Below are 24,718 nucleotides of genomic sequence, written 5' to 3'. Positions count from 1 at the left end.
CACTAGACCATGAGCATTGAAAGCATCGAGCAGCATTTTCTGGACAGTGCCGACACCAAGCGGCATGCCGCCGCGTTGCTGGCGCCGCACATCGACGCCGCCGTGGAACGCATGGTGATGGCGCTGACCAGCGGCAACAAGATCCTGGCTTGCGGCAACGGCGGCTCGGCGGCCGATGCGCAGCATTTCGCCGCAGAACTGATTGGCCGCTTCGAACGCGAGCGGCCGGGGCTGGCGGCGATTGCGCTGACGACCGACAGCTCGATCCTGACCGCCATCGGCAACGACTACGATTTTTCCGTGGTGTTCTCGAAGCAGGTGGAGGCGCTGGGCCAGCCTGGCGATATCCTGCTGGCACTGTCGACATCGGGCGATTCGGCCAACGTGGTGGCGGCAATTCAGGCCGCGCACCAGCGCGATATGTCGGTGGTGGCATTGACGGGAAAGGGCGGCGGACGCATCGCCACGCTGCTCGAAGAATTCGATATCCATCTGTGCGCGCCCAGCGACCGCACGGCGCGCATTCAGGAAGTACACCTCCTGACACTGCACTGCCTGTGCGACGGGATCGACGAAGCGCTCCTGGGAGAGGCATGACGCAGATGGCCGAGGTTATCCCGGGTTATCCACATGACTGCCCACAGGCTATGCACAGATATTGAGTGGTAGTCCACAGCCATATCCACAGGCGGGGCTGCCGGCCGTTGCGCCCGCCGCATGAAACACAGGCATTCCCTGATCCACCCCATCGGGCATTCCACCCGTTACCCAGAACCCATATACCGCATGACGAACGTGATTCCGCAGAAGACGACATCCCTGGCCCGCGCCGCGCGCACGGCCGTGACCGTGGCGGCCCTGGTGGTATCGGCCACGCAACTGGCCGGCTGCTTTCCGGTACTGGCTGGTGCGGTGGGCACCGGCGTGGTCATGGCCACCGATCGCCGGCCCACGGGCACGCAGACCATCGACCGCGGCCTGCAGCTGGAGATCGAGAGCACGCTCAGCACGCGCTACAGCAGCAGTCAGGCGCGTGTGAACACGTCGGTGTTCAACCGCAAGGTACTGCTGACGGGCCAGGCGGCCAACGCGCAGATCAAGCAGCAGATCGAGCAGTATGTACGCGGCCTGCCCAACGCGCGCGAGGTGGTGAACGAGCTTGAAGTCTCGACTTCGCCTGACTTCATGACGCGCAGCAACGACACGTACCTGACCAGCAAGGTCAAGACGCTGCTGGTGACGGCGGACGGCGTGCCGGCCAACTCGATCAAGGTCACCACCGAGAACGGCGTGGTGTACCTGATGGGTGTGCTCACCACAAGCGAGGGCGACAAGGCTACCGACGTGGCCCGCAATGCCAGCGGCGTGCAGAAAGTGGTCAAGGTGTTCGACTACGTGAGCGAAGCGGAGCGCGCCCGCCTGGACCAGGCCTCCAGTTCGCAGAACGGCAACACGGGCAGCGATGCCGTGGGTACGCCGGCCCCGGTGCAGACCGTGCCGGGCAGCCAGCCCAACGCGCCGGTCACGTCGGACGCCCCGGCCTCGATGGGTTCGTCGGGCGCCACCACAAGCCCTGTGGCTGCGCCGGTCACGTCGCCAGTGGCGTTGCCGCCGGGCCGCAACCTGCCCTAAGCTGAATCGGACAAGACAGAAAAAGTCGCCCCCACCGGAGCATCGCCATGCAGCCTTCGCCGCGTTACCTGTTGTCCTCCCGCTGGATGGCCGGTGTCGTCGCGATGGCGCTGGCGTCCCTGTCATCGATGGCGTGGGCGCAATCCCCACAACCCGCTTCGGCGCCGATGACTGCGGGGCCAGCCGATGCTGGCAAGCTGACCATCGAAGCCCAGCGTGCCCGCGTGGAGCAGGCACGCAACCAGGCCGCCTCATGCGCCGTCTGCCACGGCACCGATGGCCGCCCGCCCGCCGACAGTCCCGTGCCTCCCCTGGCCGGCCGGCCTCGTGCGGAGCTGACCGAGATCATGCTCGAGTACAAGAATGGCAAGCGCCCGGGCACCGTGATGCCACAGATCGCCAAGGGCTACAGCGACGCCGATATCCTCGCCATCGCCGCGTGGTTCGCGGATCAGAAATAGCCCATGCACAGACGCTCGGTATTGAAGGCGGCGCTGGCCGCCTCGGCCTTCGGGATGCTCACGCCCGCCATGGCCCGCGCCGCCGCACCCGCACGCGTTGTGGTGATCGGCGGCGGATATGGCGGCGCCACGGCGGCGCGCTATCTGCGCACATGGAGCCAGGGTGCGGTGGATGTCACGCTTGTTGAGCCGGACGCCGCGTTCGTTTCCTGCCCGCTGTCGAACCTTGTGGTTGGGGGCTTCCGACAACTGGGCGACCTCACCATCGCCTATGACAAGCTCACCAGCCGGCACGGCGTGAAGGTGGTGCGCGACCACGCCACCGCCATCGACACATCGCGGCGGCAGGTCCGGCTGGCCGGTGGCACAACACTGCCCTACGACCGGCTCGTGCTGTCGCCCGGCGTGGAGATGCAACGCAGTGCGATTCCGGGGCTGGCCACGCCGGCAGGCAGCCAGTTCGTCCATGCGTGGAAGGCGGGTCCGGAGACCGAGACACTGCGCCGACAACTCGCGGCGATGCCTGACGGCGGCACCTTTGCCATCACGATCCCGCTCGCGCCATACCGCTGCCCGCCGGGACCGTACGAGCGCGCCTGCGTGGTGGCGGACTATTTGAAGCAGCACAAGCCGCGCGGCAAGGTGCTGGTGCTCGACGCCAATGCCGATATCACGTCGAAGGGCGCGCTGTTCCGCGAGGTCTGGAAAACGCGCTACGCTGGCATGATCGAGTACCGGCCCCAGCATGAGACCGTGGACCTCGATCCCGTCACGCGCACGATCAAGTTCGATGTCCAGGACGATGTGCGGGCGGACGTCATCAATATCCTGCCGCCCCAGCGTGCGGGCGCGATCGCCGTCTCCGCTGGGCTCGCCACGGCCAACGGGCGCTGGTGCGAGGTGGACTTCCTGACCATGGCTTCGCGTGTGGCACCGGATATCCACGTACTCGGCGACGCGATCCAGATCGCGCCGCTCATGCCCAAGTCCGGCACGATGGCGAGCCAGCACGGCAAGGTGGCGGCCGCCGCCATCCTCCAGTTGCTCGCCGGGCGCCAGCCAGACCCGGCGCCGCTTTATACCAATACCTGCTACAGCTTCACGTCGGCCACCGAGGCCATCCACATCGCCAGCGTCCATCGCTACGACGCCACGGAGAAGACGATGCTGACCGTACCGGGATCAGGCGGGTTGTCGACGGCGCCGTCGGCGCTGGAAGGGCAGTATGGGGTGGCTTGGGCGAGGAGTATCTGGGGGGATATGTTGGGGTGAGGCACGGGCTACGCCCCTCTCCCGCTGGTTTGCTCCCCTCTCCCGCAAGGCGGGAGAGGGGAGCAACACCCGCCACACGCATCCCCCATAGCTGTTACCCTTCCCCCTCCAGCATCCCGCCCCCAGGGATGCCGCCCCCTCCACATCATGCAACCCAAAGATCGTCTCCTTGCCTTGGCCATCATCGTGGTCTGGGGTGTCAATTTCGTCGTTATCAAGGTAGGTCTGGTTGGCGTACCGCCGATGCTGCTCGGCACGCTGCGCTTCTGCCTTGTCGCCTTCCCCGCCATCTTCTTCATTCCGCGCCCCCGCATTCCGCTGCGCATGCTCGTGGCTTATGGCGCGACGATCAGCCTGGGCCAGTTTGCGTTCCTGTTCTATGCGATGGCCGTGGGCATGCCGGCCGGGCTGGCGTCGCTGGTCTTGCAGTCGCAGGTGTTCTTCACCGTCGCCATCGCGGCGTTCTGGCTTGGCGAACCGTTGCGCTGGCACAACCTTGCCGGCATGGCGGTGGCCGCAGGCGGATTGGCGCTGATTGGCAGTGGGGCCGCACACGGGCCGGGCGGCATGACGGCCGCAGGCTTCATCCTGACCCTGTGCGCGGCGCTGTGCTGGGCAACGGGCAACATCGTCAGCAAGAAGATTGGCCCGGTGGACCTGCTGGGGCTTGTCGTCTGGGGCGCGTTGATTCCGATCGTTCCGTTTGCGCTGCTGTCGCTCTGGTTCGAAGGGCCGGGGCGCATTGTCGATGCCATGGGTCATGTGCCGGGCAAGGCGATCTTCGCTGTCTGCTACCTGGCCTTTGCCGCCACGCTGTTCGGTTACACGATGTGGGGCCGCCTGCTGACCCGCTATCCCGCCAGCAAGGTGGCGCCGCTGACGCTACTGGTGCCAGTGGTGGGCCTGGTGTCGGCGCACGTGCTGCTGGGGGAGGACCTGGGCCTGGCCCAGTGGGCAGGCGCTGCCGTGGTCATGGTTGGGTTGCTGCTGAATGTGTTCGGCAATCGACTGGGGACGGGCAGGGCCGTGGCACGGCGCTGACTTCGGGCCAATTTTGCAGAAAATTGAGGGTTAACCCGCAAATACTCGGTAAATCGCGGCGATTCCCTCCTTTTTTGTACATATCGATATCACGGCGTTGTCCGTAGCCTCGCAAATTCTTGAGGCAAAATAGCGGGCTGGCCGCATATGCCGTGGAGCCCTCACCGTTCACCGACGAGGCACTCCTCAGAAGCCCGCCCCAACGGTGGCCAGCGCGCGCCGCGCCGCGGAGATGTCCGAGCGCGGCCATTTGCCGTCCCCACGGCTCATTCAGTTTGGAGCACAACACATGAAGCAGTTTGTCATCGCCGCCGCGTTGCTGGTGGCCGGCGCGTCCGCACATGCCGCAGTCGATGCCGCCAAGGCGCAGGAAATCGCCAACAAGAACGCCTGCATGGGCTGCCACCAGGTGGACAAGAAGCTGGTGGGCCCGTCTTACAAGGACGTGGCCGCCAAGTACAAGGGCGACAAGGGCGCGCTGGCCAAGCTGTCGGCCAAGGTGAAGGGCGGCGGTTCGGGCGTCTGGGGTCCGGTGCCGATGCCGGCCAACCCAGCCATCAGCGATGCAGACCTGAAGACGGTAGTGGAGTGGGTACTGGCCGGCGCACCGGCCAAGTAAGCACGCTGCCAGCGGACGGGCCGGCCCTGGCCGGTCCGCCGCGCACCAGCCAGTTTTATGAAGCGCAGGACCCGGCGACGCACCGGGGACCGCAGGGGTCGACAGAAAACCGGGTACGAATAGTACGGGAAGCAAATGAATACAAAACGACGTGAAGTGCTGCGGATGACCGCCGTACTGTCGCTGATGGCAGCCACCGGGCTGATCAGCGAGGCGCAAGCCGCCGAATGGAACAAGGCTGCCTTCGACGGCAAGAGCGTGGCCGACGTGATCAAGTCGCTCGGCGGCAGCGGCACCGAGAAAAGCAGCGCGATCCATTTCAACGCCCCCGACATCGCCGAGAACGGCGCCGTGGTGCCCGTGGCCGTGACGAGCAACATTCCGGACACCGAGCAGATCGCCATCCTCGTGGAAAAGAATCCGAACACGCTGGCCGCCGACTTCATCATCCCGGCCGGCACCGAACCGTTCGTGTCCACGCGCGTGAAGATGGGCCAGACGTCCGTGGTGCATGCGGCCGTGAAGGCCGGTGGCAAGTGGTACGTGGCATCGAAGGAAATCAAGGTCACGCTGGGTGGTTGCGGCGGCTGAGGCCCGGCACCAGACAGTTCGAGCACTGATTTTCCAGAACCCTGCTGACAGGAGAAGCACATGGCAGACCCGATGCGCGTTCGCGCCACCGAAAACGGCGGCGTCGTAGACGTCAAGATTCTGATGAAGCACGACATGGAGACGGGCCAGCGCAAGGACGCCTCCGGCAAGACCGTGCCGGCCTGGCATATCCAGACCGTGACGGCCAGCTACAAAGGTAAAGACGTGTTCCAGGCCCAGTTCGGCCCGGCCGTGTCGAAGGACCCGTTCCTGAATTTCAAGTTCAAGGGCGGCGCCAAGGGCGACAAGGTCACCGTGACCTGGGTCGACAACCGCGGCGACAAGCGTACCGACGAGGCCACCATCGCCTGATCCGGCGAAGCAAGGAAGCATTATGCGGCGAGCATTCTTTCGCGCCACGGCGGCATTGGCCGCCATCGGCCTCACGGCCAAGGCATCGGCACAGCAGGCCCCCGCGCCGGCATCCTCCGGCAGCAAGGGCCGCGTCAAGGTGGTCTACCAGTTGTCCGAAGGCAACGATCAGGCTGTGCGCGCCATGGCCAACCTGCGCAATCACCTGAACGGCGCGCCCGACACCAAGATCGTGGTGGTGGCGTTCGGTTTTGGCGTGGATTTCCTGGTGGAGGGCGCGAAGGATGCGCGCGGCAACACGTTCGAGGCGCCCGTGGCGGCGCTGAGTTCGTCGGGCGTGGAGTTCCGCGTCTGCCGCAACACGCTGACCGCGCGCCGCATTTCCGAGCAGAACCTGCTGATGGACGCCAAGGTCGTGCAGGCCGGCGTGGTGGAAGTGGCCCGGTTGCAGTTCGAGGAAGGCTACGCCTACATCAAGCCCTGACCGGCTGTGCATGACATCCGGCAACGAGCCGCCGGATCCAACAAGACAGTGGTCCGCCCGCGCGCCAGTTGGCGCCAGGGCGAGACGACGAGGAGAAACGCCCCAATGGTTACCGAGCGCAACACCCGCCGCGCCGTGACGGCGGTGCTGGCCACGCTGGCCGCAGCCGCTGCCGTCGTGGCCGCGTCACTGTCCGGCCCTGCGCTGGCACAGGACAAGACCGCCGAGGAAATCGCCAAGTATCGGCAGATGCTGGCCGAAGGCAATCCCGCCGAACTGTGGGAAGCCGCGGGCGAAGAGCTGTGGAAGAAGCCCGCCGGTCCGAAGAATGCCTCGCTCGAACAGTGCGACCTGGGCAAGGGGCCGGGCGTGACCAAGGGGGCATACGCCGAACTGCCGCGCTACTTCAAGGATGCCAACAAGGTCATGGATCTGGAGCAGCGCCTGGCCTATTGCCGCGTGACGCTACAGGGCCTGACGCAGGAAGAGGCGCTGAAGAACCCGTTCTCGTCGGCGGGCAAGCCTTCCGATATCGAGCGGCTGGCGGCCTTCGTGACGGGCGAATCGCGCGGCATGAAGATGAACGTCCAGCTCAAGCATGCCGAAGAGAAGCGCGTCTATGCGCTCGGCCAGAAGATGTTCTACTACCGTGGCGGCGCGTACGACTTTGCCTGCGCCACGTGCCACGCGGTGGACGGCCAGCGCATCCGCCTGCAGGACCTGCCGAACCTGATGACCGAGAAAGGCGCACAGGCTGCGTACACGACCTGGCCGGCGTACCGGGTGTCGCAGGGCGAGGTTCGCACGATGCAGCACCGGCTGTACGACTGCCTGCGCCAGCAGCGCTTTCCTGAACCGGCCTATGGCTCGGACGTGATCACCGCCCTGACGATGTTTTTGGCGAAGAACGCCAACGGCGGCACGTACGATGGTCCGAACATGAAGCGCTGAGCCGGGAGACAAGAACATGAAGACACTCCACACGATGGCGCGGGTATCGCTGATGTCGATCGCAGCGCTGGCCCTGATGGGCGGCGCCCACGCGCAGACCGCGCAGAATTCCGCCAAGGGCACGAAGGCCGAGAAAGCCGAGAAGACCGTCAAGGTCACCGACGCCGACATCCGCCAGTTGATCGAATCGTCGTTCACGTCGAAGGGACCGGCCACGGTCGAGGGCGTGATCAACCAGGACGCCACGCAGAAGGCATGCAGCCAGTATCCCGACCGCACCAAGGTGCCGGCGCCGCTGGCCAAGAAGGTGGAAGCCGCCGAACTGAAGCAGGTGAAGTACCCGGCTGACAGCAACTTCATCGGCGACTGGAAGGAAGGCGAGAAGATCGCGCAGAACGGCCGGGGCATGCAGTTCAGCGACCAGGTGGGCGGCGTCAACGGCGCCAACTGCTACGCGTGCCACCAGTTGACCAAGGCAGAAATCTCGTTCGGCAATATCGGCCCCTCGCTCTACCACTACGGAAAACTGCGCGGCAACTCGCAGGACGTGGTCAAGTACACGTGGGGCAAGATCTGGGATTCGAACGCGTACAGCGCGTGCTCCAACATGCCGCGTTTCGGGCACAAGGGCATCCTGACCGAGCAGCAGATTCGCGACGTGATGGCACTGCTGCTGGACCCGGCCTCGCCGGTCAACCAGTAATGGCAACGGCGGCGCGCCGGATGCGCGGCTGGCTGGTTGCCGCTGCGACGGTGTTGGCCGCTGCACCGGCACTGGCTGCCGATGTTGGCGAGACCATCCGTCTGCCCGAACTGAAGCTGCTCGATGGCAGCACGGTGCCTGCTTCGCACTGGACCGGCAAGCCGGTGGTGATCGAATTCTGGGCGACGTGGTGCCCGTTCTGCGCGTTGCAGAATCCGAGGCTGCAGGCGCTGTACGACAAGACGCGCGGCACGAAGCTGCAGGTGCTGACCATCAGCATCGACCGCGATCCGCGCGAGGCGCAGGCGTACCTGAAACAGCGCGGCTACACGTTCCCCGCGACGATGGATTCCGACGCACTGCGCCGAGCCTTCGGCGCGCGCCGGGGTTTGCCGGAACTGTACGTGCTCGACGGCAACGGTCGCGTGGTGCAGAAGGAAGTGGGCGAGATGATCGACGACGACGTGGCGGCGCTGGCCCGTTACGGCAAGCCCTGACGCATTCGAACGGATAACAGCATGAACCGACGCGAGTTCCTGCAGGTACTGGCGGTGGCCGGTGCCGGAGGCATGACATTTTCCGGTGGTGACGCTCAAGCCGCGCAAGCAGCCGAGCGGCTCTACGACGTGCCGCGCTTCGGCAACGTCCACCTGCTGCACTTCACCGATTGCCACGCACAACTGAATCCCGTGCATTTCCGCGAGCCGAGCGTGAACCTCGGCGTGGCGGAGTGGGCGGGCAAGCCGCCGCACCTCGTCGGACAGGCGTTCCTGCGCGCGTACGGTATCGCGCCGGGCAGCGCGACGGCCCACGCATTCACCTATCTCGATTTCACGGAAGCCGCGCGACGCTTCGGCAAGGTTGGCGGATTCGCGCACCTCTCCACGCTCGTGCAACGCATGAAGGCGAGCCGGCCCGGCGCGCTACTGCTCGATGGCGGCGATACGTGGCAGGGTTCGGCCACCGCGCTGTGGACGAAGGGCCAGGACATGGTCGATGCCGCGCTGCGGCTTGGCGTCGATGTGATGACACCGCACTGGGAAATGACGCTCGGCGCGGAGCGTGTGAAGCAGATCGTCGATAACGATTTCAAGGGGCGCGTGTCGTTCCTGGCGCAGAACGTGAAGACCAACGACTTCGGCGATCCGGTCTTCGATCCGTACGTGATCCGCGAGATGAACGGCGTGCCCGTGGCCATCATCGGGCAGGCGTTTCCGTACACGCCCATCGCCAATCCGCGCTACTTCGTGCCCGACTGGACCTTCGGCATCCAGGAAGAGAATCTGCAGCAGGTGATCGACGAGGTACGCGGCAAGGGTGCGAAGGTGGTGGTCCTGCTATCGCACAACGGCATGGACGTGGACCTGAAACTCGCCTCGCGCGTGCGGGGTCTCGATGCCATTCTGGGCGGCCACACGCATGACGGTGTGCCGAAGCCGGTATCCGTGAAGAACGCGGGCGGCGTCACGCTGGTGACCAACGCCGGCTCCAACGGCAAGTTCCTCGGCGTGCTCGACTTCGACGTCCGCAACGGCAAGGTGGCCGATTTCCGATACAAGCTGCTGCCGGTCTTCGCCAACTACTTGCCCGCCGATCCGCAGATGGAAGCGCTGATCCGCAAGGTGCGCGCACCGTACGAGTCGAAGCTCGGCGAAGTGCTCGCCGTGAACCGTGGCCTGCTGTATCGGCGCGGCAACTTCAACGGCACTTTCGACCAATTGATCCTCGACGGCCTGATGGCCGTGCAGGACGCCGAGATCGCTTTCTCGCCCGGTTTCCGCTGGGGCACCACACTGCTGCCCGGCCAGCCGATCACCATGGAAGCGTTGATGGACCAGACGGCCATCACCTACCCGTACACCACGGTCACGCAGATGTCCGGCACCACGATCAAGACCGTACTCGAAGACGTGGCCGACAACCTGTTCAACCCGGATCCGTACTATCAGCAAGGCGGCGACATGGTGCGCGTGGGCGGCCTGCAATACACCATCGACCCCACCCGGGCGATGGGCCAGCGCATCACCGACATGCGCCTGGCCGGCCAGCCGATCGACGCCGACAAGACCTACAAGGTAGCCGGCTGGGCCCCCGTCGCCGAAGACGCCCGCCAGGCTGGCGGCCCGCCGATCTGGGACGTCATGGCCCAATGGCTGCGATCGAACAAGGAAGTCAGCGCCCGACCGCTGAACCTGCCGACCGTAAAAGGCATGGACGGCAACCCCGGCATGGCACCCGTTTGATCCTGCCTTGACCCCACCTCAGGTGTTGGTTCCATGCGATTGAAAGGCCGCTCGAAGTTCGGCTAGAATCGACCGCACGGGCCGATAGCTCAGCTGGGAGAGCGCTGCGTTCGCAATGCAGAGGTCGGGAGTTCGATCCTCCTTCGGTCCACCAGATTCCAGTCCCGCATCAAACTCGCCGGAGATCGCATCTCCGGCCCGACGCCTCCTTTGTGGAGGCGTTTCTGTTTGTAGGATGGATGCCGGGAAGTGATACCGTGTGACTCTCGTTCAGCTTCCCGGCGCACCATGTCCACGCCCACAGCCCCGTCTTCCGTACGTAGCGAATCCTCCGATCCCGAAGTCCGCCACCTCGCCGCCCGTCGTTCGACCCTCGTCAGCGTCTTCGTCAACATCGCCCTGACCGCCGCGCAGGGTTTCATCGGCATCGTCGCGGGTTCGCAGGCGCTGGTGGCCGATGCGCTGCATTCGCTATCCGATCTGGTTTCGGATTTCGTGGTGTTGTTTGCCGGGCATCACAGCCGCAAGGGGGCGGATCACGATCATCCGTATGGGCATCATCGGTTCGAGACGGCGGCGTCGTTTGCGTTGGGTGTGTTGCTGCTGTCGGTGGGGGTGGGGATGTTGTGGGCGGCAGTGGGCAAGATCGAACATCCCGACGGCGTGCAGCCGGTGCAGGCCGTGGCGTTGTGGGTGGCGCTGGGGGCGCTGGCTTCCAAGGAGCTGTTGTTCCGATACTTGCTGCGGGTGGCGGAGCGGGTCAGGTCGAGCATGCTCGTGGCCAATGCCTGGCACGCGCGGTCGGATGCGGCGTCATCGCTGGTGGTGGCGCTGGGCATCGGTGGCAACCTGCTCGGCTATCACGTGCTCGATCCGGTGGCGGCCATCGTCGTGGGATTGATGGTGTCGCGGATGGGCGTGCGATTCGGCTGGGATGCAATGAGCGATCTGATGGATCGTGCCGTCGATGAAGACATCGTCGCCGAATTGCGTATCACGATGCTGGAAACACCGGGACTGCTGGGGCTGCACGATCTCAAGACGCGCAAGATGGGCGACATGATTCTGGTCGACGTGCATCTGGAAATCCCTGCGGACCTGACCGTCGAGCAGGGTCATGCGATTGCCACGGAAGCGCGGCGTCGGGCGATGGAGCGGGACGATGTGCTCAATGTCATGACGCATGTCGATCCGGTGCGGTGAGCACACAACCTCACGGGCCTGTCAGTTTTTTTGTGTGCAGGACAGCTAGAGGCTTGCCGGTCGAATGGATTGGCAAGCCTGCATTCTCTCAGAGGTGCGGGTGGGTAAATCGGTCTTCGTACAACACTGCGAACTGATTCATGGCCGCCTTCCAGTCATGCGTTGCCATCCCCCATTTTCCAGTGATGTTGCGCAGGGCCAGCCACAACAGCTTGGTGGCAGCTTCGTCGCTGGGGAAGTGGCCTCGGGTCTTGATGATCTTGCGTAGCTGCGCGTTGATGCTTTCGATGGCATTCGTCGTGTAGATGATCTTGCGGATCGCCGGCGGGAATGCAAAGAATGGAATGACCTGATCCCAAGCCCGGCGCCAGGCAGCCGGGATCGGTGTGTACCGCTGTCCCCATTGCCCTTGCTCAAAGGCTGCCAACTCGGCCATGGCCGCTTCCGCGCTGGGCGCCGTGTAGATCGGTTTGAGCGCTGCGGCCACCGCCCGACGGTCCTTCCACCCTGCGTAGTCCAGGCTGCCCCGGATCAGATGCACGATGCAGGTCTGCAGCGTGGTGTTCGGGAATACGGCGTTTAACGCTGGCTCCATGCCCTTGAGGCCGTCGGTCACCGCAATCAGGATGTCCTGCGTGCCGCGCGTTTTAAGATCGTTGAAGACCTTCATCCAGAACTTGGCGCCCTCGGTGGTTTCGATCCATAGGCCAAGGATGTCGCGCGTCCCATCGGGCAAGACGCCGAGCGCCAGATAGACGGCCTTGTTGCGCACCACGCCGTCCTCGCGCATCTTGACCCGCAGGGCATCGAAGAACACCACCGGGTACATGATCTCGAGCGGACGGCCCTGCCATGCCGTGATCTCCTCCATCACCGAGTCGGTCACCGAGCTGATGAACTCGGGCGAAACCTCGGTGCCGTACTGCTCGACCAAAAACGCCTGAATCTCGCGAACCGTCATGCCGCGGGCGTACATGGCGATGATCTTGTCATCGAACCCCGTGAAGCGCCGCTCGTGTTTGGGGATCAAGATCGGAGCGAAGCTGCCATCCCGATCGCGCGGGATGTCCAGGCGCAGCGGCCCGTCCTCGGTCAGCACCGTCTTAGCACTCTTGCCGTTGCGCTGATTGGTTGTCTCTGCCAGGCGCTCGGTACCGGCTGGATAGCCCAGGTGATGGCCCAGTTCGGCACCCAGCGCACGCTCGATCAGCGCCTTCTTGAACGCCATGGCCGCATCCTGCACCGCCTCGGCGGTCATCGGGCCTTTGACGAATTGATCAATTAATTCCTTCGGGATGGCGGGCAATTCCCGCAATGGGGCTTTCGGTTTGCGTGGCATACATGCTCCTTAACGACATGTTATGCCCTACACACAAAATTCCTGACAGGCCCAACCTCACCGCAAATCACTCCGCCGATACAGGCTCAACCCCACCGCCAGGAAAGCCAGCATCCCTGCGCAACCCCGGTTGATCCATTGCACCGCGCGGCCGGACAGTGTGCGCACCGCGTGCCGGCCGCCGAACGCGTAGATCGCCATCATCAGGATATCCATCAGCGCCGCCACCACCGCCAGGATCACGTACTGGATGGCAACGGGCTTGTCTGCGTGGACGAACTGCGGCACGAAGGCCGAGGTAAACAGGATGGCCTTGGGATTCGAGAGCGCCACGAACAGCGCGCGCAGGAAGGCGGCGCGGCCGCTGGCTGACGAGGCGTCGGCCGTGGCCACCAGCGCCTGGGCGGGTGCGCGCCACATCGCAACGGCGAGGTAGAGCAGGTAGGCCGCGCCGATCCACTTGATCGCGGAGAACAGCAGTTCCGACGCCTGCAGCACGGCGCCCAGGCCGCAGCCGACCGCGCCGATCAGGATCAGGTCGGCCAATGCTGCGCCGCCGATTCCGCAGGCGGTGACCCGCCCGGGCCGCGTGGCGCCGTTGCTGAGTGCAAGGAGCATCGTCGGGCCCGGCGTCACCATCACGGTGGCAACGGCGATCAGATAGAGGAACAGGGTAGTGGTGTCCATGGACGGCTCCGATGCGGCAAGCCGCCAGTGTGAACCCAAGCCGTGCCTGTGGACAACCCCGTGAACAAGCCTGTGATATGCCTGGGGGCGTCATGTGGGACGTATACGTACAACAGACGCACAACTTTTGACGTATACGTACCGACCTCCATTGCCGGCGCGGATTATCCACCTCCGTCCACGTATACGCCGCGTACCTGCCCCTACAGTTATCTTTTCTGCAACATATTGATCGGCAAGGAGAAAAGACGGTTATCCACTGCGCGGCATCCGTGTTAACCATTACTACTACTATTTATGTATACGTAAACAAAGACGTAAACCGTATACGTACTGTTGCGTCGGCAGAAAAAAACTAGCGCGGCACCTTGAACCGCTTGCGGGCGTCCAACGCCTGGGTGCGGGTGGTGCAGCCGTCCATATGGTCGTTGACGAGGCCCATCGCCTGCATGAGCGCGTACATCGTGGTGGGACCGACAAACTTCCAGCCGCGCTTTTTCAGGTCTTTCGATAGCGCCGTGGACTCCGGGCTGATCGCCATGGTGCGCAGTACCTCCGGCGTCAGCTTCCTGGGACGGCTTTTCGGATCGGGTTCGAATTTCCAGAAGTAGGCCGCCAGCGAAGGCTCGGTCTTGAGCAGTTCCTGGGCGCACTTCGCGTTGTTGATGGCCGCTTCGATCTTGCCGCGATGGCGCACGATGCCGGCATCGCCCAGCAGTCGTTCCACGTCTTTCTCGGTGAAGCGTGCGACCTTGTCGATCTCGAAATTGGCGAAGGCGCGGCGGAAGGCTTCGCGTTTGCGCAGGATCGTGAGCCAGCTCAGTCCGGACTGGAAGCCTTCGAGGCAGAGTTTCTCGAACAGCCGGCGGTCGTCGGCCACCGGGAATCCCCATTCGTTGTCGTGATAGTGGCAGTAGTCTTCGAGTTCACCGCACCAGCCGCAGCGTACCTGGGCCTGTGATGCCGATTTCGTGGACTTTGCGGACGTGGTGGTCATGAGTCGATCCGTGCGGAGCAAAGCGATAGCGTACCGGATGCGGCGCGCTGGAATCGGACATTCGAATGTAAAAAAGCCAACCCGCAGGTTGGCTTTTTCGGAGCGAAGGCGAGGCGCCGGTCAGGCCAGCTTCTTGCCCGTGCGGTCGTGCATGAAGAACAGTGCGACGACGCTGATCGCGGCAGCCGCAATCACGTAGTAGGCCGGGGCCAGCTTGTTGTGCGTGGACTCGATCAGCCACGTCACGATCAGCGGGGCAAAGCCGCCGAAGATCGTCACGGCGAAGTTGTACGCGAGCGACAGGCCCGTGGAACGCACTTCGGTCGGGAACTGCTCGGCCAGCACGGCGGGCGCCGGGCCCGTGAACGCGGCCAGCAGGATGCCCAGCACGATCTGCACCTTCAGCAGCGTGGCGGTGGTTGGTGCCACGTTGAGCCAGTGGAAAAGCGGATAGGCGAGTACCAGAATCGCCAGCGCCACCACGGTCAGCATGCGCTTGCGGCCCACGCGGTCGGACAGCATCCCCATCAGCGGGCACAGCACCAGGATGATGGCGCCGCAAATGGCCGTGGACTGGAACGTGGCGCCCAGCGGCAGACCCAGTTGCTGCTTGGCGTACGACGGCATGTAGAACACCAGTACATAGGTGCAGACCGTCCAGAGGATGGTCACGCCAAGGCCGGCCAGCACTTCGCGCGGATGGTCGCGCAGCACTTGCGAGAGTGGCGAAAACTTCACGTTGTTGGCGCGGCGCTCGGCCTGGCGTGCCTCGAACTCGGGCGGCTCTTCCAGATGCGAGCGAATGTACATACCCACCGGGCCGATCAGCAGGCCGAACAGGAACGGAATACGCCAGCCCCAGGAATCGATCTGGGCCTGATCCAGACCGTTGATGACCAGCGCGCCCATGGCGGCACCCAGCATGAACGAAATGCCCTGGCTGGCCTGCTGCCAGCTGGCGTACATGCCACGTTCTTCATCCGGAGCGTGTTCGATCAGGAATGCCGTGGCGCCACCGACTTCGCCGCCAGCCGAGAAGCCTTGAATCAGGCGAGCCAGCACGATCAGCGCGGGCGCCCAGAGGCCGATGGAGTCATAAGTCGGGGCCAGGCCGATAATGGCCGTACCCAGGGCCATCAGCAGGATGGTCAGCGTCAGCGCAGCCTTGCGGCCCACGCGGTCGGCGTAGACGCCTAGCACGATGGCGCCCACGGGACGCATGAAGAAGCCCACGCCGAAGGTGGCGACGGTGAGCAGGAACGAGGTCAGATCATTGCCGGTGGGGAAAAACAGCTTGGCAATGATGACGGCGAAAAAGCTATAGACGGTGAAATCGAACCATTCCAGGCCATTGCCGATGGTGGCGGCGATGATCGCGCGTCGTCGGGTGGATTTGGAGAGGTCGTTTGCAGTGGCTGCGGTAACGGACATGGGGCTTGATACAGAGGAAGGAACCGGTGGATTGCCCCCGCCGGTTATGGTCCGGCGGTGACGCAAGGCGTCATCTTAAGCGATTCCTTACATCAACCCAGCCAGCAGCCCTGCCCACCACGTTGGTACGCAGCACAAAAAGTGGCGAATCAACGAGGGTTCAGAGAGCGCCGTGCCCCGTATGGCTGGCGATGGCATCGGCGTCGGCCGCTGCTCGGGTGGGGGCCTGGACGTCAGGCGTGGGGGCAGGCCGCTTGCGCGTGAACCATAGCCACGCGGCACTGGCCGTCCAGCCGATCACGAAGACCGTGTCGCCAGCATGATTGAACAGCGCGGCGGCAAAGGGAATGCCGAAGGCTTCGGCGAGCATATCGGCGGGTAGCCGCGCGATGATCCACAGCAGTACGGCTGGGCCGCTGCCATAGACGCCGGGCTGCCACCACAGGGCGTGGGGCAGGGCGTGCAGGGGATCGAAACGCTTGGCCACTGGGCTTTCTCCGGCGGATGCCTCATGGCATCTCTGGGCACATCATAGGCCGATTCCGACTACGGCTGCCCCGGTGCTGTTGCGCATCTGCATCGTTTGTGTGCGGTATCCAACGCCCTCCGATGCCGCTTCACGCAGGGGCACCCGTAGCTTCAAGTTTTTTGCACGAAGTGTCCGCAAACGGCGCGCGTTGCCGCCCCGGATCTTTGCCAGACTTCATGCATTGCAGAAAACCGCTGAACGGCTTGCGCCATGACTACCTTGCTTCCCGCCATCTACGTCTCCCACGGATCCCCCATGCTCGCCATCGATCCCGGCCCTACGGGCGCCGCGTTCGATGCGCTTGGCGAGCGCCTGCGCACGCTGAAGCCGAAGGCCGTGCTCGTGATCTCGGCACACTGGATCTACAGCACGCTGGCCGTGGGCACGCGCACCCGGCAGGAAGCGTGGCACGATTTCGGCGGCTTTCCGCGTGAACTCTACGCGCTGCGCTACGACGCCCCGGGTTCGCCGGAACTGGCCGCCCGCGTGAAATCGCTGATCGAGGCGGCCGCCATTCCCGGCGCGAGCTACGTGGGCGAGGATCCGGATCGGCCACTGGACCACGGCGCCTGGATGCCCATGCGCCACTTCTTCCCGGATGCCGATGTGCCCGTGGTGCAGCTCGCCTTCAACCCGTACCTGAGCCCGGCGGCGCAGATCGAGATTGGCCGTGCGCTGGCGCCGCTGCGTGCGGAAGGCGTGCTGGTGGTGGGTTCGGGCAGTTTTACGCACAACCTGCAGGAGGTGTTCGGCAGCGGCGAGCGCAAGGCGCAGCACGGCCCGCAGACCGAGCCCTATGTCGATGCGTTCCGCGGCTGGATGACCGATGCCTTGAACGAGGCGCTGGCCACGGGCGATGTGTCGCGTATTGCGGACTATCGGACGCAGGCGCCGTACGCGCGCCGCGCGCATCCCACGGACGAGCATCTGCTGCCGTTCTACGTGGTGCTCGGCGCAGCAATGGGTTCCGCCGAGGCGGGAGCCAGCCAGGCCGAGGTGGCCCGGATTGCCGATGAGGTCACCTACGGCGTGCTGGCGATGGATACCTTCGTCTTCCAGGGCATGGGCACCGGCCATGCGCCACTGCCCAAGGCTGCCTGAGGTTCAGGCGGCTCAGGTCCTGAGATAGCGGCGCGCAGCCCGCGCGCCGAACAAGGCGATGTAGCCCATCGTCAGCGCCACCACGGCGAGGCCGACGCGGAGGTTGGCCAGATGCGCCACGCCACCGATCAGTACCGGGCCGATCAGCATTCCTACGTAAGCAAAGCGCGCCACGCGTGCGATGGCCTCGGCCGGGGTCACGCCGGGCAGGAAGGACGCCGCCGCAAAGAAGATCGGCACCATGTTGGCGGCGCCCAGTCCCATCAGCGCGAAGCCGATCAGCGCGGTCAGCGGGAACGGCACGAAGAGCGCCAGCGCGATGCCCGCGAATCCCACCCAGGCACTGCCGGTCAGCGTGCGCGCATCGCCGAAACGGGCACGCAGGAGATCCCCCCCGAACCGGCCGCAGGCCATGCCGCCCGAGAATGCCGCATAGCCGAAACTGACCCAGTCGAGCGGTGCCTGCGTGACTTCGCGCATGTAGACCGTGGTCCAGTCGTACATTGCCCCTTCGCCCACCAGCCCCAGGAACGCCATCAGGCCCAGCAGCCACAGCGCGCGCGAGGCGTGCTCGCGATGGTGCTCGGCCGATGGCAGCGCGGGGTGATCCGCAAGCAGGCCCGGCGTGACGCCGATCGCCACCGCAGCGGTCATGGCCGCGATCATCGCCGCGTGCGCGAGCGGGGGTACATCCAACGAGATCATCAGACCGCCGAAAGCCGCGCCAACCATCCCGCCCAGGCTGAACATGCCGTGCAGCGCCGACATCACGGGCCGCGTGCGGCTGGCTTCCACCGTAGCGGCCTGCGCGTTCATGCCGACATCGAACAGGGCATTGGTCATGCCAAACACGAGCAGCGTCGGCAGCAGCAAGGCGAAGCTCGGCACAGCCAGCACGCTCAGCGTGACCAGCGAGAAGGCCACGCCGCCAATCATCGACGCTTTGCCGCTACCTAGACGGCCCACCCAACGTCCCACCGGCCCCATCGCCAAGATGGCCCCCGCAGCGACAGCCAGCATGGCGAACGACAGCATGGCATCGGAGAGTTCGAAGCGCGCCTTGATGGTGGGAATGTGTACGCCCCAAGTGGCAAAGGTGGCGCCGTTGGCAAAGAACAGCGCCATGGTGCCGCGCGTGGCGCGCGACACGGCTTGCGGGGTCGGGGCGGGAACTGCAATCGGGGGCGAGGCGGTTTCGAACGAATATTCGGACATCAGGTACGGCCAGGAACAACAAAAAAAGATTGGAAGTGAGCGCTTTATGCGACGGCGGCGTCCTGCCGCAGCAGGCCGCGCTGGTGCAGCGCGTAGGCAAACGCGCCCAGCGCGCCGAGCGCCAGCGCCACCATGACCCACAGCATGAGCCAGTAGCCGCCAGCGGCACGCCAGAGCAGCGCGCCGAACCATGGCGCTGCGGCCTGCATCAGCAGCACCGGGGTCATCATTAACCCATTCAGCGTGGCGTAGTGATGACGCGAGATCAGTTCGGGCATCGCCATCGCGCGCAGCATGGTGTTCACACCGTTGGCAATGCCGTAGCAGATGGCCGCGACCATGAGCCAGTAGCCATGGCCGAGCGTCAGGCAGAGCAGGCCCACGCTCATGACCACGTAGACGGGCATCGAGAGGCGCACCGGCTGGTTGATTGGCAGCCGTGCCATGGCCAGACGCCCAGCCACCTGCGCGGGGCCGATCAGCGCGGCCACGATCAGTTGCTGCCCCACTGGCATGCCTTTCTCGGTCAGCATCGGAATCAGGTGTGCGCCGAGCAGCGAGGCAATCACGGCGGTGGCTGTAAAGGCGGCGACCACGGCCCAGAACACCGGCTCGCGCAGCGTGGCGCGCGCAATGCCCTGCGAGGCGGGCGAAGCGCCGCCGGGAAGCGGCGTGCCGGAATAGGTGGCATGCACGGCGTAGCGCAGGCGGGCATGGAGCGGGGCGCAGACGAACAGGTTCAGCGCGGCGAAGATGATCAGCGTCTCGCGCCAGCCCAGATGCAGCACTAGCCATTGTCCGATCGGAATGAAGATCGTGCTGGCGAAGCCGGCGAACAGCGTCACCTTGACGATGGGCTTCTGGTAGCTGTCGCCAAACGCCTGCCTCAGCACCACGAATGCGGGTTCATAGAGCGTGGAAGCCATCGCCAGCCCCAGCGGAATCCACATCAGCAGGAACACGGTTGGCGACGGACACCACGCCCACAGCAGCAGACCCGCAGCTGCGAGCACCGAACCCCAGCCCATCACCTTGCGCGCGGGCACGCGGTCCAGCAGGCGACCCACGGCGAACGAACACATCGCCCAGACCAGCAATCCCAGTGAGAAGCCACCCGCGAGGAACGGTTTGCCGAAACCCAGTGCCTGATGCATGGGTTCCAGAAAGACCGTGAACGTGAAGTAAAGCGTGCCCCAGCTGATGATCTCGGTAATGCCGAGCGTCCAGATGATCTGGCGAGGGGAGAGGTGCGGGGCGGTGGCGGTCATGGCGCGCCCGGCGCTTTCGGGGGCGCCGGTGTGCGGGGCGGTCAAGGAAGCAGAAATTGTATCGGCGCCGCCTCTTCAGCGGGAAACCAATTCAGTGGGTGCTTAAGGGGGGCTCCACCAGGAATTTCGCTCGTTATATCGGCATAATGAATTCTCAGTTCCAAAAATACGCACTTACTATTCATCGATAAAATAATTACGATCAGTGGTCAGGAATCAGACGCTTGCCCAGGCTCACTGCGGCGTCGCGGCCATAGCCGAGCCGGTCGTAGAACGCGAGCACCGCGTCGTTGGTCTCGCGCACCAGCAGGTTGATCTTGGGGCAGCCGCGTTCGATCAGCAGGGCTTCGGCGCGGGCCATCAGCATGCGCCCGTAGCCACGACCCTGCAATGCCGGATCGACCGCCAGGTAGTAGACCCAGCCGCGATGGCCGTCGTAACCGATCATCGCCGTGGCGACCACGCGTCCGTCGATTTCGCCGATCTGGAACAGCTCCGGCTGCGTCGTCAGCTTGCGCGCGATGTCATTGTGCGGATCGTTCCAGGGACGCGTCAGGCCGCAGGCTTTCCAGAGTTCGACAACTGCGGATTCATCGGCGGGGTGAAAGGGGCGGAGTTGCATGGTGATGCTGGGGAGGGTTGGGCATCACAGTGTAGCGACGTCAGATGAAGAGTGAACCGCTGGCCCTCTCCCCCGGCCCCTCTCCCGCTTTGCGGGAGAGGGGAGCCAACCGGGAGCGATCGAACCGCCCGTGGTGTTCTCCCCTCTCCCGCAAGCGGGAGAGGGGCGGGGGAGAGGGCCAGCGCATCAAATGCTACAGAGAATCAAGCCGCCCGCGCCCCAGCCTGCGGATCCCGAAACACCCCCAACAACCGCGCCCACTTGCCACGCGCCGCTGCCAGGTTGTTCTCCTTCACATGCCCAAAGCCGCGAATGTCGTCCGGCACGTTGGCCAACTCAACAGCCGTGCTGTGGTTCGCCGCCGTCAGGCCGCCAGAAAGTTCATCGAGCAGCGCCCGGTACTCACCGATCAGCGCGCGTTCCATACGGCGTTCCTCGGTACGACCGAACACGTCCAGCGGCCCACCGCGCAGGCCCTTGAGCTTGGCCAGGATGCGGAACAGCGTCATCGTGGACGGACCGAAGCGGCGCTTGACCAGATGTCCCTTGTCATCGCGCTTGGCCGTGATCGGCGGCGCCAGCCAGAAGTTGATCTGGTAGTCACGGCCCGGTTCGCCTTCGAACTGCGCGCGCAGCTTGTCGAGGAAGAGCGGGTCGGTGTACAGGCGCGCCACTTCGTACTCGTCCTTGTAGGCCATCAGCTTGGCGAGATTGCGCGCCGCAGCTTCTGTCAGCGGCAGGGGTTTGCCAGCGCCGACCAGCGCGCTCTCGGCAGTGCGGACGCGCTGGATGGCATCGCGATATCTGGACGCATAAGCCGCATCCTGATACTTGGTCAGCAGCTCCACGCGATTGGCGATCAGCTTCTCCAGCAGCGCGCCGGACGATGTCGGCAGCTTCACCACATCGGCCCCTTCGGTCTGCGTCTTGAGCTTGCCCGTCAGTGACAGCACATGATCCGGGTCATGCGCCATATGGCGGCCCCAGTCGAACGCGGCCTTGTTCTTCTCTACCGACACACCGTTCAGTTCGATGGCGCGCTCCAGCGCTTCGAGCGACAGCGGAATCCAGCCCTTCTGCCACGCGTAGCCCAGCACCAGCGGATTCGTGTAGAGCGTGTCGCCCAGCAGCGCCACGGCCAGTGCGCTGGCGTTGATGAAATCACACTGATCGCCCACGGCGTTGCGGATGTCCTGCTCTGCCGAGAGACCCGGGAACTGCCACTTCGGATCCTTGATGAACGCGGCGGTCGGCGTCTGCGCCGTGTTGACGATGGCGCGCGTGCGGCCATGCTGCGTCTTCGAGATGACATCGTCGGTGGCCGAGACAATGGCGTCGCAGCCGATGACGAGATCGGCCTCGCCCATCGCGATCCGCGTAGCGTGCAGGTCCGAAGGCTTGTCGGCGATCTGCACGTGCGAGAGCACTGCGCCACCCTTCTGCGCCAGACCCGCCATGTCGAGCACCGTCACGCCCTTGCTTTCCAGGTGCGCGGCCATGCCTAGCAGGCCGCCGATCGTCACTACGCCGGTGCCGCCCACACCCGTGACAAGGATGCCGTACGAGCGGCGCATCGTCGGCAACTGTGGCAGCGGCAGTTCAGGCAGGCCAGTCATCGCGATGCCCGTGGCCTGAGGCTTGCGCACCTGCGCACCTTCCGCCGTGACAAAGCTCGGGCAGAAGCCGTTCAGGCACGAGAAGTCCTTGTTGCACGAAGACTGGTTGATCTGCCGCTTGGTGCCGAGTTCGGTTTCGAGCGGCTCCACGGACAGGCAGTTCGACTTGACCGAGCAGTCTCCGCAACCTTCGCACACTGCATCGTTGATGAACGCGCGGCGCGCCGGATCGGGGAACGTACCGCGCTTCCTGCGGCGGCGCTTCTCGGTGGCGCAGGTCTGGTCGTAGATCAGGATCGTGCAGCCTGGCACCTCGCGCAATTCGCGCTGGATGGTATCGAGTTGGTCGCGATGATGAACGGTCAGCCCTTCCGGCAGCTTGATCGCACTGTTGTACTTCTCGGGCTGATCCGTGACGATGACGATCTTCTTCGCGCCTTCCGCCGCCACCTGATAGGCGATGTCCTGCACCGAAAGCTGGCCGTCCACGGGCTGGCCGCCCGTCATCGCCACCGCATCGTTGTAGAGGATCTTGTACGTGATGTTCACGCCCGCCGAGATCGACGCGCGAATCGCCAGCAGCCCCGAGTGGAAATACGTGCCATCGCCAAGGTTGGCAAAGACGTGCTTGTCACCGGCAAACGGCGCCTGGCCGATCCACGCCACGCCTTCGCCGCCCATCTGGCTGAAGGTGCTGGTGCTGCGGTCCATCCACACCGTCATGTAGTGGCAGCCAATACCGGCCAGCGCACGCGAACCTTCGGGCACGTTGGTGGAGGTGTTGTGCGGGCAGCCCGAGCAGAACCACGGCTTGCGCTCGGCGGTCACGCGCGGTGTGGCCAGCGCTTTTTCCTTGGCTTCGATCACGGCCAGCCGTGCGGCAATGCGCGCGCGCACGTCGCTGGGCAGGTCGAACTTGTCGAGTCGCGTGGCGATAGCCTTGGCGATGATCGCCGGGGATAGTTCGTAGTGCGCCGGCAATAGCCAGTTGTTCTGCGGGATCGACCATTCGCCGCCCGCGTTGTCGCGCTCGTCGAACTTGCCGTAGACCTTGGGGCGCACATCGTCGCGCCAGTTGTACAGCTCTTCCTTGAGCGCGTACTCCATGATCTGGCGCTTTTCCTCGACGACGAGGATTTCCTGCAGCCCCTCCGCAAACGCACGCGCGCCGTGTGCCTCCAGGGGCCAGACGCAGCCCACCTTGTACAGGCGGATGCCGAGCTGCGCGCAGGTCGCGTCGTCGAGTCCCAGGTCGGACAGTGCCTGGCGCGTATCGAGATATGCCTTGCCGGCAGTCATGATGCCGAAACGCGCGTGCGGCGAATCGATCTCGATGCGGTCGATCTTGTTCGCGCGGACATAAGCCAGCCCCGCGTACCACTTGAAGTCGAGCAGCCGCGCTTCCTGTTCGAGCGGCGGATCAGGCCAGCGGATGTTCAACCCGCCCTGCGGCAGGATGAAGTCGTCGGGCAGCACGATCTGCACGCGATGCGGATCGAGTTCGACAGAGGCTGACGACTCCACCACATCGGTCACGCACTTCATCGACACCCATAGGCCCGAGTAGCGGCTCATCGCCCAGGCGTGCAGGCCGTAATCGAGATACTCCTGCACATTGGACGGATAGAGCACCGGCAGCCCGCACGCCTTGAAGATGTGCTCGGACTGGTGTGCCAGCGTGGAGGATTTTGCGGAGTGGTCGTCACCGGCCAGCACCAGCACACCGCCGTGGCGGCTCGAACCGGCCGAGTTCGCATGCTTGAACACATCGCCCGTGCGATCCACGCCAGGGCCTTTGCCGTACCACATGCCGAATACGCCATCGAACTTGGCGTCCGGATACATGTTCACCTGCTGCGAACCCCATACCGACGTGGCGGCGAGGTCTTCGTTCAGCCCGGCCTGGAACACCACGTTGTGGGCGGCCAGGTGCTTCTTGGCCTTCCAGAGCGATTGGTCGAGCGCGCCGAGCGGCGAGCCGCGATAGCCGGAGATGAAACCGGCGGTATTGAGGCCGGCGGCGCGGTCGCGTTCCTGCTGCAGCATCGGCAGGCGCACAAGGGCCTGCGTGCCGCTGATGTAGATGCGGCCACGCTCAAGCGTGTATTTGTCTTCGAGGGAAACGTTTTCGAGCGCGCGACGGATAGCGTCGCTGACCGGGGCGGTCAGTGGGGCATTCATATGTGCTCCTCTGGGGGGCGTGCTGTCGGGATCACCGATACATCAGTTATAGGCAACTGTTGGCCGCTTCTTGTGGAAGCGTCGAACAGCCGTGTCTCTGCGAGCGATGGTAGCACCGGCGTGCAGACCACGGTACCGTGCGATGCAGCATAAAACGGGC

Annotated in this window: 24 protein-coding genes and 1 tRNA gene; 16 read left to right on the top strand and 9 right to left on the bottom strand. The window is 64.6% G+C overall.

Annotation, left to right across the window (positions count from 1 at the left end; genetic code table 11):
• The first annotated feature begins 9 nt into the window (after nucleotides 1–9).
• From GA566_RS15140 to GA566_RS15070, 15 genes are all read left to right on the top strand, one after another.
• Complete coding sequence (locus GA566_RS15140) at nucleotides 10–597, top strand: phosphoheptose isomerase (RefSeq protein ID WP_137928537.1); 588 nt, start codon at nucleotides 10–12, stop codon at nucleotides 595–597.
• 189 nt (nucleotides 598–786) lie between these two features.
• A complete protein-coding gene (locus GA566_RS15135) occupies nucleotides 787–1,632 on the top strand; it encodes a BON domain-containing protein (protein WP_137928536.1) in 846 nt (281 codons plus the stop codon).
• Nucleotides 1,633–1,679: 47 nt separating this feature from the next.
• Nucleotides 1,680–2,093, top strand: coding sequence for a c-type cytochrome (locus GA566_RS15130; protein ID WP_237380200.1), 414 nt, complete (start codon nucleotides 1,680–1,682; stop codon nucleotides 2,091–2,093).
• A gap of 3 nt (nucleotides 2,094–2,096) precedes the next feature.
• Complete coding sequence (locus tag GA566_RS15125; RefSeq protein ID WP_160473103.1) at nucleotides 2,097–3,365, top strand: NAD(P)/FAD-dependent oxidoreductase; 1,269 nt, start codon at nucleotides 2,097–2,099, stop codon at nucleotides 3,363–3,365.
• 147 nt (nucleotides 3,366–3,512) lie between these two features.
• A complete protein-coding gene (locus tag GA566_RS15120) occupies nucleotides 3,513–4,406 on the top strand; it encodes an EamA family transporter (protein WP_137928382.1) in 894 nt (297 codons plus the stop codon).
• Nucleotides 4,407–4,695: 289 nt separating this feature from the next.
• Entirely contained in the window at nucleotides 4,696–5,025 is a 330-nt protein-coding gene (locus GA566_RS15115; protein ID WP_137928383.1) for a c-type cytochrome, read from the top strand.
• Nucleotides 5,026–5,160: 135 nt separating this feature from the next.
• Nucleotides 5,161–5,616, top strand: coding sequence for a thiosulfate oxidation carrier protein SoxY (soxY, locus tag GA566_RS15110; RefSeq protein ID WP_137928384.1), 456 nt, complete (start codon nucleotides 5,161–5,163; stop codon nucleotides 5,614–5,616).
• 60 nt (nucleotides 5,617–5,676) lie between these two features.
• A complete protein-coding gene (gene soxZ, locus GA566_RS15105) occupies nucleotides 5,677–5,988 on the top strand; it encodes a thiosulfate oxidation carrier complex protein SoxZ (RefSeq protein WP_137928385.1) in 312 nt (103 codons plus the stop codon).
• Between the two features lie 22 nt (nucleotides 5,989–6,010).
• Nucleotides 6,011–6,472, top strand: a complete 462-nt coding sequence (locus GA566_RS15100; RefSeq protein ID WP_137928386.1) for a DsrE family protein — start codon at nucleotides 6,011–6,013, stop codon at nucleotides 6,470–6,472.
• Between the two features lie 105 nt (nucleotides 6,473–6,577).
• Nucleotides 6,578–7,423: a sulfur oxidation c-type cytochrome SoxA gene (soxA, locus tag GA566_RS15095; protein ID WP_160473102.1), complete on the top strand. Its 846-nt coding sequence runs from the start codon at nucleotides 6,578–6,580 to the stop codon at nucleotides 7,421–7,423.
• 16 nt (nucleotides 7,424–7,439) lie between these two features.
• Nucleotides 7,440–8,126 (top strand): sulfur oxidation c-type cytochrome SoxX, encoded by a 687-nt coding sequence (gene soxX, locus GA566_RS15090; RefSeq protein WP_160473101.1) that lies wholly within the window; start codon nucleotides 7,440–7,442, stop codon nucleotides 8,124–8,126.
• A gap of 20 nt (nucleotides 8,127–8,146) precedes the next feature.
• Nucleotides 8,147–8,623, top strand: coding sequence for a TlpA disulfide reductase family protein (locus GA566_RS15085; RefSeq protein WP_237380198.1), 477 nt, complete (start codon nucleotides 8,147–8,149; stop codon nucleotides 8,621–8,623).
• A gap of 21 nt (nucleotides 8,624–8,644) precedes the next feature.
• Entirely contained in the window at nucleotides 8,645–10,369 is a 1,725-nt protein-coding gene (gene soxB, locus GA566_RS15080; protein WP_160473099.1) for a thiosulfohydrolase SoxB, read from the top strand.
• Between the two features lie 78 nt (nucleotides 10,370–10,447).
• Nucleotides 10,448–10,523: transfer RNA gene (locus tag GA566_RS15075), tRNA-Ala, on the top strand.
• Nucleotides 10,524–10,657: 134 nt separating this feature from the next.
• Nucleotides 10,658–11,572 carry a cation diffusion facilitator family transporter gene (locus tag GA566_RS15070; RefSeq protein ID WP_160473098.1) on the top strand — a complete coding sequence of 305 codons (915 nt, stop codon included), beginning with the start codon at nucleotides 10,658–10,660 and terminating at the stop codon, nucleotides 11,570–11,572.
• A gap of 88 nt (nucleotides 11,573–11,660) precedes the next feature.
• Here the strand turns inward: GA566_RS15070 and GA566_RS15065 are convergent, their stop codons facing one another.
• The 5 genes from GA566_RS15065 to GA566_RS15045 form a co-directional block, all read right to left on the bottom strand.
• Nucleotides 11,661–12,911, bottom strand: coding sequence for an IS256 family transposase (locus GA566_RS15065; RefSeq protein ID WP_160473097.1), 1,251 nt, complete (start codon nucleotides 12,909–12,911; stop codon nucleotides 11,661–11,663).
• A gap of 57 nt (nucleotides 12,912–12,968) precedes the next feature.
• Nucleotides 12,969–13,598, bottom strand: coding sequence for a LysE family translocator (locus tag GA566_RS15060; protein WP_137928392.1), 630 nt, complete (start codon nucleotides 13,596–13,598; stop codon nucleotides 12,969–12,971).
• A gap of 355 nt (nucleotides 13,599–13,953) precedes the next feature.
• Nucleotides 13,954–14,595 carry a DNA-3-methyladenine glycosylase I gene (locus tag GA566_RS15055; RefSeq protein WP_160473096.1) on the bottom strand — a complete coding sequence of 214 codons (642 nt, stop codon included), beginning with the start codon at nucleotides 14,593–14,595 and terminating at the stop codon, nucleotides 13,954–13,956.
• A gap of 120 nt (nucleotides 14,596–14,715) precedes the next feature.
• Entirely contained in the window at nucleotides 14,716–16,026 is a 1,311-nt protein-coding gene (locus GA566_RS15050; protein ID WP_137928394.1) for an MFS transporter, read from the bottom strand.
• Between the two features lie 160 nt (nucleotides 16,027–16,186).
• The gene (locus tag GA566_RS15045) at nucleotides 16,187–16,471 is read right to left on the bottom strand and encodes a hypothetical protein (protein ID WP_370459310.1); all 285 of its coding nucleotides are present in this window, start codon (nucleotides 16,469–16,471) and stop codon (nucleotides 16,187–16,189) included.
• Nucleotides 16,472–16,765: 294 nt separating this feature from the next.
• On the opposite strand from GA566_RS15045, the gene GA566_RS15040 reads away from it, so the two are divergent.
• On the top strand, nucleotides 16,766–17,656 hold the full coding sequence (locus GA566_RS15040; protein ID WP_171020528.1) for a class III extradiol ring-cleavage dioxygenase: 891 nt from the start codon (nucleotides 16,766–16,768) through the stop codon (nucleotides 17,654–17,656).
• 12 nt (nucleotides 17,657–17,668) lie between these two features.
• Here GA566_RS15040 and GA566_RS15035 read toward each other — a convergent pair whose 3' ends face one another.
• The 4 genes from GA566_RS15035 to GA566_RS15020 form a co-directional block, all read right to left on the bottom strand.
• Nucleotides 17,669–18,781 (bottom strand): MFS transporter, encoded by a 1,113-nt coding sequence (locus tag GA566_RS15035; RefSeq protein WP_160473319.1) that lies wholly within the window; start codon nucleotides 18,779–18,781, stop codon nucleotides 17,669–17,671.
• Nucleotides 18,782–18,915: 134 nt separating this feature from the next.
• Entirely contained in the window at nucleotides 18,916–20,139 is a 1,224-nt protein-coding gene (locus tag GA566_RS15030; RefSeq protein WP_137928201.1) for an MFS transporter, read from the bottom strand.
• A gap of 202 nt (nucleotides 20,140–20,341) precedes the next feature.
• Nucleotides 20,342–20,761 carry a GNAT family acetyltransferase gene (locus GA566_RS15025; RefSeq protein ID WP_160473094.1) on the bottom strand — a complete coding sequence of 140 codons (420 nt, stop codon included), beginning with the start codon at nucleotides 20,759–20,761 and terminating at the stop codon, nucleotides 20,342–20,344.
• 203 nt (nucleotides 20,762–20,964) lie between these two features.
• Nucleotides 20,965–24,558: an indolepyruvate ferredoxin oxidoreductase family protein gene (locus GA566_RS15020; RefSeq protein ID WP_160473093.1), complete on the bottom strand. Its 3,594-nt coding sequence runs from the start codon at nucleotides 24,556–24,558 to the stop codon at nucleotides 20,965–20,967.
• Between the last annotated feature and the right edge of the window lie 160 nt (nucleotides 24,559–24,718).

The organism is Cupriavidus sp. SW-Y-13, from assembly GCF_009793345.1.
In the GTDB taxonomy this organism is placed as follows: domain Bacteria; phylum Pseudomonadota; class Gammaproteobacteria; order Burkholderiales; family Burkholderiaceae; genus Cupriavidus.
The sequence above is the reverse complement of the archived record's forward strand: the minus strand, read 5'-3'. Positions and strand labels throughout refer to the sequence as shown.